14 protein-coding genes and 1 pseudogene are annotated in these 13,636 nt (G+C 64.2%); 3 read left to right on the top strand and 12 right to left on the bottom strand.

Translation table 11 applies throughout. The features are described 5' to 3' along the window. Window positions 1–38: 38 nt before the first annotated feature. The 9 genes from DFR49_RS20830 to DFR49_RS20790 are packed head-to-tail and all read right to left on the bottom strand — an operon-like array spanning window position 39 to window position 6,432. Complete coding sequence (locus tag DFR49_RS20830) at window positions 39–605, bottom strand: hypothetical protein (RefSeq protein ID WP_119037604.1); 567 nt, start codon at window positions 603–605, stop codon at window positions 39–41. Next, complete coding sequence (locus DFR49_RS20825) at window positions 602–1,141, bottom strand: hypothetical protein (protein WP_119037603.1); 540 nt, start codon at window positions 1,139–1,141, stop codon at window positions 602–604. The genes DFR49_RS20830 and DFR49_RS20825 overlap by 4 nt, the downstream gene beginning before the upstream one ends. 44 nt (window positions 1,142–1,185) lie before the next feature. After that, on the bottom strand, window positions 1,186–1,506 hold the full coding sequence (locus DFR49_RS20820) for a HigA family addiction module antitoxin (RefSeq protein ID WP_119037602.1): 321 nt from the start codon (window positions 1,504–1,506) through the stop codon (window positions 1,186–1,188). Then, complete coding sequence (locus DFR49_RS20815; protein WP_119037601.1) at window positions 1,478–1,759, bottom strand: type II toxin-antitoxin system RelE/ParE family toxin; 282 nt, start codon at window positions 1,757–1,759, stop codon at window positions 1,478–1,480. The genes DFR49_RS20820 and DFR49_RS20815 overlap by 29 nt, the downstream gene beginning before the upstream one ends. After that, window positions 1,756–2,175: a DUF2924 domain-containing protein gene (locus DFR49_RS20810; protein WP_119037600.1), complete on the bottom strand. Its 420-nt coding sequence runs from the start codon at window positions 2,173–2,175 to the stop codon at window positions 1,756–1,758. Before DFR49_RS20810 ends, DFR49_RS20815 begins: the two co-directional genes overlap by 4 nt. A gap of 45 nt (window positions 2,176–2,220) precedes the next feature. Next, complete coding sequence (gene uvrB, locus DFR49_RS20805) at window positions 2,221–4,416, bottom strand: excinuclease ABC subunit UvrB (protein ID WP_119037599.1); 2,196 nt, start codon at window positions 4,414–4,416, stop codon at window positions 2,221–2,223. Window positions 4,417–4,476: 60 nt separating this feature from the next. Then, window positions 4,477–4,905, bottom strand: coding sequence for a hypothetical protein (locus tag DFR49_RS20800; RefSeq protein WP_119037598.1), 429 nt, complete (start codon window positions 4,903–4,905; stop codon window positions 4,477–4,479). Then, window positions 4,895–5,911, bottom strand: a complete 1,017-nt coding sequence (locus DFR49_RS20795) for a LysM peptidoglycan-binding domain-containing protein (RefSeq protein ID WP_245968683.1) — start codon at window positions 5,909–5,911, stop codon at window positions 4,895–4,897. The genes DFR49_RS20800 and DFR49_RS20795 overlap by 11 nt, the downstream gene beginning before the upstream one ends. Before the next feature lie 56 nt (window positions 5,912–5,967). Continuing rightward, window positions 5,968–6,432 carry a hypothetical protein gene (locus DFR49_RS20790; RefSeq protein ID WP_147373740.1) on the bottom strand — a complete coding sequence of 155 codons (465 nt, stop codon included), beginning with the start codon at window positions 6,430–6,432 and terminating at the stop codon, window positions 5,968–5,970. A 304-nt stretch (window positions 6,433–6,736) separates the two neighbouring features. On the opposite strand from DFR49_RS20790, the gene DFR49_RS20785 reads away from it, so the two are divergent. After that, window positions 6,737–6,883, top strand: a complete 147-nt coding sequence (locus tag DFR49_RS20785) for a lmo0937 family membrane protein (RefSeq protein WP_119037595.1) — start codon at window positions 6,737–6,739, stop codon at window positions 6,881–6,883. Between the two features lie 45 nt (window positions 6,884–6,928). Here DFR49_RS20785 and DFR49_RS20780 read toward each other — a convergent pair whose 3' ends face one another. Next, window positions 6,929–8,107, bottom strand: coding sequence for an MBL fold metallo-hydrolase (locus tag DFR49_RS20780; protein WP_119037594.1), 1,179 nt, complete (start codon window positions 8,105–8,107; stop codon window positions 6,929–6,931). Between the two features lie 132 nt (window positions 8,108–8,239). Here DFR49_RS20780 and DFR49_RS20775 point away from each other — a divergent pair, with 132 nt between their 5' ends. Then, window positions 8,240–10,915, top strand: coding sequence for an EAL domain-containing protein (locus DFR49_RS20775; protein ID WP_245968682.1), 2,676 nt, complete (start codon window positions 8,240–8,242; stop codon window positions 10,913–10,915). Window positions 10,916–11,025: 110 nt separating this feature from the next. Then, window positions 11,026–11,838: pseudogene (locus DFR49_RS20770) on the top strand (IS1595 family transposase); the annotation flags it as partial. A gap of 165 nt (window positions 11,839–12,003) precedes the next feature. Here DFR49_RS20770 and DFR49_RS20765 read toward each other — a convergent pair. Next, window positions 12,004–12,456, bottom strand: a complete 453-nt coding sequence (locus tag DFR49_RS20765; RefSeq protein ID WP_147373739.1) for a hypothetical protein — start codon at window positions 12,454–12,456, stop codon at window positions 12,004–12,006. Then, window positions 12,395–13,264, bottom strand: coding sequence for a hypothetical protein (locus DFR49_RS20760; protein ID WP_119037591.1), 870 nt, complete (start codon window positions 13,262–13,264; stop codon window positions 12,395–12,397). The genes DFR49_RS20765 and DFR49_RS20760 overlap by 62 nt, the downstream gene beginning before the upstream one ends. Between the last annotated feature and the right edge of the window lie 372 nt (window positions 13,265–13,636).

Here is a 13,636-nt window from a genome sequence, read left to right as displayed (position 1 = left end):
GCCTTCAACGCGCGAGGCGGCCCGCTTATCCCCCGGCCTTATCCCCTGGGCGCCGCGCAGCGCAGGATCGTCTGGCGGATGACGGGATCGACCGGCATCGCCAGCGTCGGCCCGCCTCCGATCCGAACCCCGATCCGGTCCTTCGCGGTCGCCAGCACATCGGTGAGGAAAGTGTCGGTCGCCGGGTCGCTCGCCTGGGTGCGCCCCGCCGGGCCGGGTTCGGTGTAGAAGGTCGCCGCGCCGTTGGCGGCGATGATCTGCATCGTCGCGCCGCTGCCGCCCGATGCGGCGCGCGTGAACACCATCCGCCGCGCCTCGGCGTCGCAGCGCATCGCGAATTCGGACGCCTCGCCCGCGTCGCCGAACACCGCCTGGTCGCCCTTGGCCGAAACCTGGAAGCGCCAGTGCCCCGCGGCAGTGGCGGCCCCTTCCAACTCGGGCGCGGGCAGCGCCGCCGAGCCGATGTCGGCGGAAGGCGCGGGCACGCGCTGGGCATCCCGCAAATTGCCGGTCGGCTCGGGCACGGGCATGTCGGTATTCGACGTCTCGTGCCGCTGGCAGGCCACGAGCCCCGCCAGCAGCAGCACCGCCAGCGCGCGCTTCATCGCCGGCAATCCTCGGCCACGCGCTCGATCTCGGCATAGGCCGGGATCACCAGGATCGGCAGCCCCGGCTGCTCGACGATGAAACGGCCACGGCTGTAGCCCATCGCATCGAGCATCGAATCACGCGGGGCCAGTGCGCTCGCCATGTACGGCGGCGTGCCGCCGGTCGGCTGCGACGGCAGCGCGCGCGTGGCGCTGGTGGTGCGGATCGTCATCGCGCCGCCGGTCGGCGCGGTGCCCGCTCGCGACAGATAGATCTGGCGCGCCGCGTTATCGCAGCGGATCGTGAAGCTCGCGTCGCCCCCGCGCGGCCCGAACAACGCGATGCTGCCGCGCCCATCCTGCCGATAGGTCCAGTCGCCGGGGGTCAGCGGCCAATCGCGCCAGTCGCCCGTCGGCGCGGGCGCCACCGGTGCGGGCGCCGGAGCCGGCGCTGGTGCCGGGGCGGGTTGCGGCACCGGCGCCACAGGCGGCGGCGAGGCGGGAATGCAGCCGGCGAGGATCGCGACCGCGGCAAGGGCAAGGAGGTTACGCATCACATCCGCCTTATGCGGGCCGATGGCGCCGCCCTCAAGCCCGTTCAGGCGGCGCGGGGCACGATCCGGTCGAGTTCGCCGTTGAGCGCCCGCTTGGCGTCGAGAAGGTCGTGGTCGAGTTGAAGGCCCAGGAAGAACCCCTCGGACATCCGAAAATACCGGCTGAGGCGGAGGTCGAGATCGGCATCCATCCGCAGCTTGCCCGAAACCACGTCATCCAGACGCGCGGGCGCCACCGCCAGCGCCGTCGCAAGCATATCGGTCGTCAGGCCGAGCGGCTCCATGAATTCGAGCACCAACAGCTCGCCGGCATGGCTGTTGTGCAGCCATTCCCGATCAGTGATAGTCTGTGATCCCGACGTCATGCGCGCTTCCATCCTTCCAGACGAAGCATATACGCCATTGCTTATTAATTGAAATGGAATGCTGCCCCGCGCGATCGTCCTTGAGCGCGTGGAGGCGATTACCCGGCGGGTTGCGCAAGTCGCTCAACGTCTTCGCCCGGTTCAGCATCCTGAGCTTGTCGAGCGCGCGGTTCTGCATCTCCCGCGGCAGTTTACGACTGGCCTCGCCGCCCCAGATGCGTTCGGTTTCGGGATCGGCGAAGCCACGGATCATGGCCGTCTCGCCAACAGGATGTCCAATCGTGTAAAGTCATGGTCGTTCGGACGCTTGGCGTGCCAAAACCGAAGGCCGTTCACATTTGTGTGGCTAATGGCACTTGCTGCGGCCGAGGGGCTTCGATGTTCTCTGCCTTCGCTATCGACCCAACGACCATCCTGGATCGTCGCACGATATCCGGTTCCTTTGTAGATCGCCCGTAATTTCGTGCCATCCGGCAACTCGCCATCGCGCAGGACAAAACTCTTCCGTCCTCCGGAAACGAGACCGTCTTCTCGGCCTATGCCTTCAAGCCGATCGATGGATGAATCCATGCCAAGGAGCTCACGCAAGACATCGTTATACGTATGCGCTTCGTGCTCTCGCCGCGCTGTCAGCTCCTTGAATACCTCGAAATCGATATCGATCTGCATAGCCCGCTCCGATCTACGTATCAATAGATCGTAACGAACTATTAGTCAACGCCCCCGCCGTCCCCCCATCCGCATCTTCTGCGTCTTGCCATAGCGCATCTTGCGCGTACCCGGCTTGCCTTCGTTGCTGCGCCCCATCACCGGCGCCTTGCGCTGGTCCTCGGGCAGCCCGAGTTCCTCGGCCTCCAATGCCCTGATCTCGTCGCGCAGCCGGCCGGCTTCCTCGAATTCGAGGTCGGCGGCGGCCGCGCGCATCTTCTTTTCGAGTTCCTCGATATAGGCGCGCAGATTGTGGCCGACCATGTGCGGCCGATCCTCGGCGATCTCGACCGTCACCTGATCCTTCGAGGCAACATGCGCGATGATGTCACCGATATTCTTGCGGATTGTCGCCGGCGTGATGCCATGCTCGGTGTTATACGCCTCCTGCTTCTCGCGACGCCTCGTCGTTTCATTGAGCGCGCGCTCCATGCTGCCGGTCATGCGATCGGCATAGAGGATCACGCGTCCGTCGACGTTACGCGCGGCGCGGCCGATCGTCTGGATCAGCGACGTCTCCGAGCGCAGGAACCCTTCCTTGTCGGCATCGAGGATCGCGACCAGTCCGCATTCGGGAATGTCGAGCCCCTCGCGCAGCAGGTTGATCCCTACGAGCACGTCGTAGACACCAAGCCTAAGATCCCGGATCAGCTCGATTCGTTCCAGCGTCTCGGTATCCGAATGCATGTAGCGGACCTTCAATCCCGCCTCGTGCATATATTCGGTCAGGTCTTCCGCCATCCGCTTGGTCAGCGTCGTCACCAGCGTGCGATAGCCGAGGTCCGCGGTCTTGCGGCATTCCTGGATCAGATCCTGCACCTGTTCCTCGACCGGCCTGATCTCGACCGGCGGGTCGATCAGCCCCGTGGGCCGGATCACCTGCTCGGAGAACACGCCGCCGGTCTGCTCCATTTCCCAGCCGCCGGGCGTCGCCGAGACATAGGTGGTCTGCGGACGCATCGCGTCCCATTCGTTGAACCGCAAGGGGCGGTTGTCGATCGCCGAAGGCAGGCGGAAACCATATTCGGCAAGCGTGATCTTGCGCTTGTGGTCGCCGCGCGACATGCCGTTGATCTGGCCGATCGTCTGGTGACTCTCGTCGACGAACAGCAGCGCGTTCTCGGGCAGATATTCGAACAATGTGGGCGGCGGCTCGCCCGGCAGGCGGCCGGTCAAAAAGCGCGAATAATTCTCGATCCCCGCACAACTTCCTGTCGCCGCAATCATTTCGAGGTCGAAGTTGGTGCGCTGTTCGAGCCGCTGATGTTCGAGCAATTTGCCTTCGGCCTCCAGTTCCTTCAGCCGCTCGGCAAGTTCGTGGCGGATGCCTTCCATCGCCTGTTTGAGCGTCGGCCCCGGCGTCACATAGTGCGAATTGGCGAACACGCGGACGTAATCGAGGCTCGCGACCTTCTTGCCGGTCAGCGGATCGAACTCGACGATCTCCTCGACATCGTCGCCGAAGAACGAGACGCGCCACGCGGTGTCCTCATAATGCGACGGAAAAATCTCGAGATTGTCGCCCTTCACGCGAAAATTGCCGCGCGCGAACGCCGCGTCGTTGCGCTTGTATTGCAGCGATACGAGCTTGCGCACGATCTCGCGCTGGTCGACGCTCTGGCCCTTCTTGAGATCGAAGATCATCGCCGAATAGGTCTCGACCGAGCCGATACCGTACAGGCATGAGACCGAGGCGACGATAATGACGTCGTCGCGCTCCAGCAGCGCCCGCGTCGCCGAATGGCGCATCCGGTCGATCGCCTCGTTCACCGAGCTTTCCTTCTCGATGTACGTGTCCGATCGCGGCACATAGGCCTCGGGCTGGTAGTAGTCGTAATAGCTGACGAAATATTCGACCGCATTGTTGGGAAAGAAGCTCTTGAACTCGCCATAGAGCTGCGCCGCGAGGATCTTGTTCGGCGCGAGCACCAACGCCGGGCGCTGCAACGCCTCGATCACCTTGGCCATCGTGAAGGTCTTGCCCGATCCGGTGACGCCGAGCAGCACCTGGTCGCGCTCCCCGCCCTGCGCCGCCTCGACCAGTTCGGCGATCGCGGTCGGCTGATCGCCCGAGGGCTCGTAATCGCTCACGATCTCGAAGCGCTTGCCCCCTTCCGCCTTCTCGGGCCGGTTGGGGCGGTGGGGCACGAACGCCGGCCCCGTCTCGGGTTCGGCGAGGCTGGTACGAATCTGGATCGGCATGGGGCGAATATGGTCGGTGATACCGCTTTGTTCCAGTGCCGGCGGCACGGGCGCGATGGTTCAACCCGCGTTGCCCTTGAATTCCATCATCCCCGGCGGCTCGGGGGGATAAACGACCGGCTTGTCACCGTACCGCGCCTTGAGCGCCGCGGGCCGCCGCTCCATTTCGGTCTCGGCGGGATCGATCTCTTCGGGATATTTGAACTTCACGTCGAACGACGTGCCGGTAACGGTATATTCCATCACCGCCCAGCGTTTGTCGGGCTCCTGGGTTTCCCAAGCCTCCATGATTAGATCGCACAGAAGCATGCTGTCATCGAAATAGCGGACGACCGCGCCTTCATCCTTGAACACGCTGGGGCCGACCCAGCCCTCGCCGGCCTCCGCGTAAAGATAAACGCCGTCAGGATCCCCGCCGACGATCTTGGCAAGCTCGCCGCCGATCTCGCTATATAGCGGGCCAAGGACATCGTATTTATCACTCGCCACGGCGTTTGCTCCTATGCTCATTCTCGAAGGTGCGCGATCGTTTTTCACCATCGACGAACCAGGTGACCTTGATTCGATCAGGCCGAAGCGAGAGCCCGTCGTAATGCGGCACGATGTCGACCATGACGCGATGCCCGGCGCGCACGCTTGCCGCCCAGCCGTCTTCCATGGCCCTATAAATGCCGCGGTTGAAATTGGCGTCTTGTGCGAAATGGTTGAAGGCGTCGCTCGGCCCGTTGAAGCGGGCAGCAATATAATGGCCGCCATCATCAGTCGCACGCCGATCCGCGCCACCGGCGCTTCGCTGGTTTCGCCTAGAGCGCATGGCTGTCGCATCGATCGATACCTCCCCCCTTATCTCACGCGGGCGCTCCGCCAGATCGAGGTCATAGCGGTAGCCATTTTTCCGGACCGGATGCCAATATGTCGGATCGTTGATTTGCTGCTCGATCGACGGCGGATGTGCCGGATCGGGCGGCAAATGGTGGTTATGCGTTTCCGCGTAGAGCCAAAGCGCAATGAACCTGTTCTTCGCGTCACGTCCCGCCTCCAGCAACTCCTGGTTGGGCACCTTCACCTTTTGACCGATCTGGAGCGGCGCACCGGCCGATATCCTGTTCAACCATTCGAGATCGGCGACAGTGAGACCTTTTCGGAATCGCGCGATTCCAGAGAGTGTGTCTCCGGGCTTGACGATATATACCTTGTAGTTGCGCGGATTTCGGGGATCGAGCCGACTATAATCAGGGCCCGCTGAATCTATCCCCGCGCGCTTCTGCCATCGCCCGGAGCGACCAGTGCCACCAGTTTCCTCGACGTCGGCACCTGCACCGTAATATCGCCCCTGGCCCGAGAAGGTGAAACGCCCGTCTTGGGGGTCGTGCCAAGGGTTGAATTTTACTTCGATATCCTGCCGGCACCAATCGGTGCCACGCCGTCCGGTGCGCAAATAAACCTCGAATGCCGATTGCCTGCGACCATTCAGCATTACGCTCGATCGGTTCACGCCCTATTCTCCCTGCCTCCCGGATAGCAGATTATGGAGAACAAAACAAGAACATTCTACCCCGCCCGCCGATATGCCACGCGCCACATGACGAGCGCGGTCGCAGCGGCGATGGCGGCGAACATCAGCGCGACGCCGATCGCGCGCAGCCAGCCGATCGCGGCACTGCCCCGGTCGGCAAAGGCGTAGCTCGCGAGCAGGTCGTGTGCCGCCGCGACCCACAGCATCAGCGCGACGATCGCACCGAGCGCGGCGGCATGGCCGGGGCCGCGCCGACCGCTGGCATGGAACGCGAGCCATAACGGCCCGAAGGTGGCGGTGATCGCCAGCATCGAAAGCACGGCGCCGACCACGAACACCGCGATCAGCGTCAGCACCCCGGCCTCGCCGCCGCGCGCGGCGAGCAACATCGCCAGCGCGCCATAAAGCACGCCGCCGGCCGCCAGCGCGAGCCCCGCGCGATCCAGCGTCGTCTGATAGCGCGGCACCCTGATGCCCGCATCGGCCCCCGTTTCCCCCATGATCGGCATATTTACCACGGTCGCGCCGCCACGCCAAAATCGGCGTACGCCTAGAGTCGGATTCAGCGACGCTGAATCGGCTGCGGCACCGGCCCACTCCCCCACCCGGCCACCCATAGAATACTGCCGTTGGGTGGCCGGGTGGGGAGTGGGCCGGTGCCGCTTCCACGCAAGTGGATCAAAATCTATTGCGACAGGCCCGCGAACGCAGCCGGAAACCGCCGTTGAGGCCGATCCTTCGTTACGCGGTAGGAACGCCTAGCGGCTCCGCGACGTTCTTGTTCCTCCAACGGGAGATCAAACCATGTTGTGGACCATCGCCGTCATTCTGCTCGTTCTGTGGCTGCTCGGCTTCTTCGCCTTCCACGTCGCGGGCGGGCTCATCCACCTGCTGCTCGTCATCGCCGTCGTCGTCGTGATCTGGCAGTTGATCTCGGGCCGCCGGGTCTGAGGATTTCGGATTCGGCGCGGCTGAGTCCGTGCCGCACCGACAACCTTAAGGCAACGCCCGCACCTCGGGCGTATCGAGGCACGCCAGCCGTTGTTCGCGCGGCACCTCGGCGGTCGCGGGCGGTGCCTGATGCGCCGCCACCTCGATCGGCGCGCCGATCGCCACCGTGTCGAAGCGCGCCGGGTCCATCCCCGCGCACCGCATCGCCGGCGCGAGCATCCGCGCGGGCGTGTCATAGCCTTCGTACGACAGCCGGAACGTGCCCCAATGCACCGCGATCGCGCGCGCCGCGCCCGTCCGGCGATACGCCTCGACCGCGTCGAGCGGCCCCATATGCGCGCCGCTTGCCATCTGCCCCGCGGTGAAACGGAACGCGCCGATCGGCAGCAGCGCCAGCCGGATCGGCCCATAAGACGCCGCCTTGTCGGCCCAGCCGAAACTCCCCGCACCGGTATCGCCCGAATAGAACAGATTGCCGCCCGGCAGCCGCACGACGAAGCCCGACCACAAGGCGCGGTTGCGATCGGTGAACCAGCGGCTCGTCCAGTGATGCGCGGGCGTCACCACCACGTCGATGCCGGGCTTGATCGCGACGCTCTGTCCCCAGTCGAGCGCGGTCGCCGACACGCCCGCCTTGGCGATGATCGCGTCATTGCCGAGGCTGGTGATCACCCGTGGTCGATCGCGCGCCCACAGCTTTTCGAGCGTCGCGAGGTCGAGATGGTCGTAATGATTGTGGCTCACCAGCACCAGATCGATCGGCGGCAGATCATCCAGCGCGACACCCGGTGCCGCCACGCGGCGCGGCCCGATCCGCCCGAACGGCCCGGCGACGTCGCTCCACACCGGATCGGTGAGGATGTTGAGCCCCTGCGTCTGGATCAGCATCGTCGCATGGCCCACCCAGGTCACCACCATCCGCGCGCCCTCGACGCGCGCCGCGGGCACCGACGGCCGCACCGCGACCTGCTCGGGCCAGGCGGGGCGATCGTCGCGGCCGAACAGATAGCGCAGCAGGAAACCACCCCGGCTGCGCCCCGCGGGCGGCGCCAGCGTGTCGTCGCCCTCGGGGTTGAAGAAGCGCGCGCCATCGAAATGGTCGCTCACCGGCCCGCGATAATAAACGCGATCGAGGAAGCGCGGCACGATCACGATCGCCAGCAGCGCCACGATCAGGAGCACCAGCACCGCCGAGCCCGCCAGCCGCAGAATCGTCCAGATCATGCGCGTGTCCGTCCCACAGCCGGCCTGCGGGGACAACCCGGAATCAACGCACCGGGCCGTAATCGTTAGGGTCCTGACCCTGACCATGTTTTGCAAACCATTTCGAAACGCGCGTGCAGCTAAGATGCACGGATGACCGATTCCGTCCGCCGGGCCATGAACATCGCTGCCAGCGCCCGCGAGAATTCGGTGCTGCTGTCGCTCGTCGATCCGGGCGATGCGGCGTCGGCCTTCGATCACGTCCAGCCGGTGCGGCAGGTCGGCGCGGTGTGGCCGCTGGCGATGATCGCGCAGATCGTCATCGTGGCAGCGTGCGTCGCGATCGCGACCCGCGCCGGCCATCCGGCGCTGGTGCCCCAGATACTGGTCGAGGGCGGGCTCGCCGCGGCGGCGGGCGTGGTGGTGTTCGCGGTGTTGAAGATCGGGCGCTGGCGCGGGCTGGCCCCGCACCTCCAGGTTCGCGCGATCGCCTGCGCGGCGGTGGCGATGGCGGCCAGCCAGCTCACCTTGCTCCAGACGACGGTGGCGCTTCCCCCCGGCCCGTTCCAGCTTGCCTGCTTCGTCGCGGTGGCGGGCGCGATCGGCCTGTCGGCGAGCGCGCTGTTCGCGATCCGCGCGGCGATCCTCGGCTTCGCGATCGGGCTCGCGGCGGTCATTTCGTGGCTGTCGGGGCCGAGCGTCGCGACGCTGCTCGCGCTCGGCCTGCTCGCGTGCCTCGGCCTCGTCACGCAGCGCCTCGCCGCGCTCGATCACCGGATCGCCGACGAACGCGCCGTGCACGAGAACGAAGGCCGCCTCGCCAGCCGCCTCGTCGCCGAATTCGAATCGCACGGCTCGGGCTGGTTCTGGCAGACCGATCGCCAGGGCCGGCTGACCTACCTGTCGGATAAGGTCGCGCGCCAGCTCGTCGTCGACGGCGTCGGCCCGATCGGGCGGATGCTCAATGCGGTGTTCCGCATGGACGGCGGCGCGCCGGATACCGAGCGCACGCTGGGCTTTCATCTCAATTCGCGCACCGCATTCGCCGATTATTCGGTCGCCGCGATCGGCAGAGTCGGGGACAGCTCCGGGGAAAGCGCCGAAGGCACCGACGACGCCGCTTGCTGGTGGTCGATCTCGGGCCGCCCCGCCACCGACGATCGCGGCCGCTTCGTGGGTTTCATCGGCTCGGGCAGCGACCTGACCGAGAAGCGCCGCTCGGATGCCGAGATCGCGCGGCTCGCGCGTTTCGACGGGCTGACCGGCCTTGCCAATCGCCAGCAGATGAAGCGCTCGCTCGATCAGACGCTGGCCCAGTCGCGGCGCGCCTATCGCCCGACCGCGTTGTTCCTGCTCGATCTCGATCGCTTCAAGGCGGTCAACGACACGCTCGGCCACCAGACCGGCGACGCCTTGCTCAAGCAGGTCGCGCAGCGGCTCCAGCGCGCGATCGGCGACAAGGGGCTGGTCGGGCGGCTCGGCGGCGACGAATTCGAGGTCGTGCTGCCGGCCGAGATCAACCGCGATCGGCTGGGCGAGCTTGCCAAATCGGTCATCGGCGCGCTGTCGCAGCCCTATTTCATCCAGGGGTCGTCGATCTCGATCGGCTGCTCGATCGGCGTCGCGATCGCCCCCGAGGACGGCGAGGATTCGGAAAGCCTGATCCGCAACGCCGATCTCGCGCTCTACGCCGCCAAGGCCGACGGGCGCGGCATCCACCGCTTCTACCGTGCGGAACTGCTCGTCGGCGCGCAGAACCGCAAGGCGCTCGAAGACGATCTGCGCCACGCGCTCGCGCAGAACCAGTTCCACCTTGCCTATCAGCCCGTCGTCTCCACCAGGGAGGAGCGTATCGTCGGCTACGAAGCGCTGATCCGCTGGGAACATCCGACGCGCGGCGCGATCTCGCCGGCGGAATTCATCCCCGTCGCCGAGGAATGCGGACTGATCGAGACGATCGGCGAATGGGTGATGCGCACCGCGTGCGACGAAGCCGCGCGCTGGCCCGAAGGCGTCCGCGTCGCGGTCAACGTCTCGCCGATCCAGTTCGCCAACCCCGCGCTGCCCGCGATCGTCACCAATGCGCTCGCCCGATCGGGGATCGCGCCGCAGCGGCTCGAACTCGAAATCACCGAAGGCGTGTTCCTCGACGAGACCGCCTCGTCGGACCAGATGTTCAAGAGCCTCAAGGCGATCGGCGTGCGGCTCGCGCTCGACGATTTCGGCACCGGCTATTCGTCGCTCGGCTATCTGAAGAAGGCGCCGTTCGACAAGATCAAGATCGACCAGTCGTTCGTCCGCGGTGCGGCGATCGCCGGCAATCGCAACGCCGCGATCATCAAGGCGATCGTCACGCTCGCCGAGACGCTGGGCATGGAGACCACCGCCGAGGGCGTCGAATTGAAGGACGAGCTCGCGCTGATCCGCGACCTGGGGTGCAGCCACATCCAAGGCTATATCTACGGCAAGCCCGCGCGCTCGGAAGAGGTCGAAAAGCAGCTCGGCAACGGCGGCAAGGCGAGCCCGGTCGGCTACAAGGTCAGCCGCAGCCCGCGCGCGCGGATGCTGCGTTCGGCGCGGATCGAGGGCGGCGGCACGGCGGGCGAGGTGCGCATCCGCGACATTTCCGCCACCGGCGCGATGATCGACGGGATCGAGGCGGGCGACGACGCGATCGGCGTCGATCTGCTGATCGAGCTGCTCGAAGACGAGATGTTCCCCGCCCGGCTGCGCTGGGCCAGCGACGGCAAGGCGGGAATCGAGTTCGTCGAACATTTCAACCTCGAACGCCTCAACCAGCCCGCCAGGGGATTGCGCAAGGCCGGGTGACGTCGCTCGCACCGCTCTGTCGGATAAAAAGGCGCCGACGCCCGATCACCGACAAAATATTGGCGTCTATCCCCCTTGCATACGTAACTGGATTGTGCCATAAGATCGGCATGACGAAGCAAATGACCACGACGCAGTTTTTCCGCCAGTTTCCTGACGATGAAACTTGCCTCAATCACCTGTTCGGCGTGCGATTCGGACAGGGCTTCACCTGCCCGTCATGCGAGCGCCCATCGAACTGGTATCGAATCAAGGCCGAGCGGGCTTATTCCTGCCAGTGGTGCGGCCATCATCTGCATCCCACAGTCGGGACGCCTTTCGAGCAAACGCGGACGCCGTTGCAACTCTGGTTCTACGCCATCCATCTGTTCACGACGACGCGCCACGGCGTCTCCGGCAAGGAATTGGAGCGCCAGCTAGGCGTTACCTACAAAACCGCGTGGCGCATGGCGAAGCTGATCCGCGAACACATGGCCGATGTGGACGGCGACAAGCCGATCGGCGGCTTCACGAAGCGAGTCGAGGCTGACGAGATGTTTGTTGGCGGCGAAATGAAGGGCGGGCAGGGCGGCAAGGGCAAAGCGGTCGTGTTTGGCATGTTGGAGCGTGGCGGCAATATTGTGGTCGAGGTCGTGCCGAACCGCCGGAGCGGGACGTTGTTGCCGGTCGTTCGCGCCAATGTGCTTCCGCATACCGAAATCCACACCGACGAGCTGGTCGCTTACGGCGGCCTCGGAACGATGGGTTATTGGCACAAGACGGTGAACCACGCTCGCGAGGAATATGTCAGCGCTACGGGAACGACGGTCAATGCGATCGAAGGGTTTTGGCGGCACCTGAAAGCGTCGATCGCGGGCACGCATATCAGCGTCAGCCCGAAATACCTCGGCACCTATGCCAAGGAATTCGAGTTCCGCTTCAATCGCCGGAACGATCCGGCTTCGATGTTTCCGGCTTTGGTTTCGACTTTCCGGCCATTGACGCCAAAGTGCGATTGAATGTGGCTTCGTCGCCGGGGAGCGCATGGGCGTCCCGTCGCGCGGCAAACTCGGCCACTTTGCCTTCATCGCGGGCTTTACGGAGATCTGTCACTTTGCCTTGTCCTTGAGGGGCGGGATGCGGAATACCGCCATCGTGAGGTCTGCTAATATAGCGAGATTGAACAGAACGATCAGGACCGCGACCGAGTTCAATACGGCGTTCCAATGGGCGCCGTCGATGGTCGGTTTCACCACGACCAGAACGAACGCAGCCAAGAACAACATCAAGAGAGAATAGGCCGAAAGACGGATGGAATTGCGAGCTTCGGGGAATCGTTCGTCGGTTTTTTCTTCCAGCTTGTTCAGCTCGAGGTGAAGGTTGGCAGCCGAGGCCAGCGTGATCGTTACGACCACGCCAAGAAACGACAGAAGCTCCCATGTGACAAAGCCTTTGAAGAAGGAGTTGCCGTCGTCGGTGAGATAATAGGGCTGGCAGATGCTAGCCCCGATCAGGACCGTCGCCAGCGCTATCAGCGTCACCCACGCTATCGTCTGCTTCACGACCTAGCGCCTGGTTGAGCCACTGTTTGACATGCTCCTTGCTGTCTTTTGCGAAATTTAAGATGCTGTGCATCTTAACGGTTTTTCTCCGGCTCGTCGAACTGTATTTGTCGCCATTCATCGCCCTCGCAGTCACGCTCGCGTTTCCGGCCTCAGCATATTGCAAAGCGGACTCGACATTTTCTGATGCGGTATCGACGCCGGTTGCGCTTTCCAGCGTGACCTTGACGCCCTGCGCCTTGGTATCCTCGCCAATCCGGCGCAAGCCCGCGTCGATGCTCGTGGACGTGCCAAAAAACATGTTCGGCACAACAAAGTCGAAGGTCACGTATCGAACAATTTGCCCATGCCTGCTGGCGAAGGTCCGAAATGTGTCCGCGTCGAACAGCGATTTGACATGTATCGTGTATTGATTGCGCTGTGAGTTCAGGTGCGCCACGAGAGAGTCCAGCACAGCCGCAGCCGCGCCAACGTTGGGGTCGCGCTCAAAAGCGAGCTTTTGCCCATCTGGCCGATGCTGGGGATCGATAATTACAATCGATCCTTGCCACTCCTCACCCTCAAATTCTGCCGCACCTTCTTCTGGCCCCTTGTGTTGGGTGCGGGTCTTTTTTCGTTCGACAGTGCCGACGATCGGGTTGCCGGAATCGCCGCGAGGAACCCAATGGAATTGCTTGCCGTAATGATGGAATGAGAATGTCTCGCCGAACGCTTCTCTGAGCCACTGTTCGCGCGATAACGGCGCTTTGAATAGGTCTTGCTGACCCTCGATCAGCGATAGATGGAAATGCTCGAATATACGATTCATAGACGCCCCCAGTTGGGCAGGACGCTATGATAATTTCGCCACCAACGTCAATTCCGTATGCGAAGGGGATAAACGCCAAAATATTTTCTGTTCGGTGTTCGTTCCCTTGCATTCCCTGAAGCCCGCCTGCCCCCGCGCGTCGCTGCGCCGCCGCAATGCGATCGGTCGACGAAGCGAGTCTGGTGAGCGACGAATGGTTCGCCTAATTTGCGCTTCGTCACTTGCGCCGGACTCGCGTTTATCACAATCTCTTGTGGTCGAGTTGAGGGGCAGACCCAATAACTGGTAGGACAGCGTCCGTGGCCGCGGCCACGGCGGGCCTCGATTCGCGCCCATCGAAGGGCGCGGGGTCACATTTTGTTCTCCTGATCG

The sequence above is a fragment of the Hephaestia caeni genome, from assembly GCF_003550065.1.
Lineage (GTDB): Bacteria > Pseudomonadota > Alphaproteobacteria > Sphingomonadales > Sphingomonadaceae > Sphingomonas > Sphingomonas caeni_A.
Note: the sequence above shows the minus strand (reverse complement) of the source record. Positions and strands in the feature narration are given on the sequence as shown.

Excerpts from the sequence above, each read along its gene's own strand:
- DFR49_RS20830 (WP_119037604.1), bottom strand. The coding sequence starts at position 605 with ATGAAGCGCGCGCTGGCGGTGCTGCTGCTGGCGGGGCTCGTGGCCTGC.
- DFR49_RS20825 (WP_119037603.1), bottom strand. The coding sequence starts at position 1,141 with ATGCGTAACCTCCTTGCCCTTGCCGCGGTCGCGATCCTCGCCGGCTGC.
- DFR49_RS20820 (WP_119037602.1), bottom strand. The coding sequence starts at position 1,506 with ATGACGTCGGGATCACAGACTATCACTGATCGGGAATGGCTGCACAAC.
- DFR49_RS20815 (WP_119037601.1), bottom strand. The coding sequence starts at position 1,759 with ATGATCCGTGGCTTCGCCGATCCCGAAACCGAACGCATCTGGGGCGGC.
- DFR49_RS20810 (WP_119037600.1), bottom strand. The coding sequence starts at position 2,175 with ATGCAGATCGATATCGATTTCGAGGTATTCAAGGAGCTGACAGCGCGG.
- uvrB (WP_119037599.1), bottom strand. The coding sequence starts at position 4,416 with ATGCCGATCCAGATTCGTACCAGCCTCGCCGAACCCGAGACGGGGCCG.
- DFR49_RS20790 (WP_147373740.1), bottom strand. The coding sequence starts at position 6,432 with ATGGGGGAAACGGGGGCCGATGCGGGCATCAGGGTGCCGCGCTATCAG.
- DFR49_RS20785 (WP_119037595.1), top strand. The coding sequence starts at position 6,737 with ATGTTGTGGACCATCGCCGTCATTCTGCTCGTTCTGTGGCTGCTCGGC.
- DFR49_RS20780 (WP_119037594.1), bottom strand. The coding sequence starts at position 8,107 with ATGATCTGGACGATTCTGCGGCTGGCGGGCTCGGCGGTGCTGGTGCTC.
- DFR49_RS20775 (WP_245968682.1), top strand. The coding sequence starts at position 8,240 with ATGACCGATTCCGTCCGCCGGGCCATGAACATCGCTGCCAGCGCCCGC.
- DFR49_RS20760 (WP_119037591.1), bottom strand. The coding sequence starts at position 13,264 with ATGAATCGTATATTCGAGCATTTCCATCTATCGCTGATCGAGGGTCAG.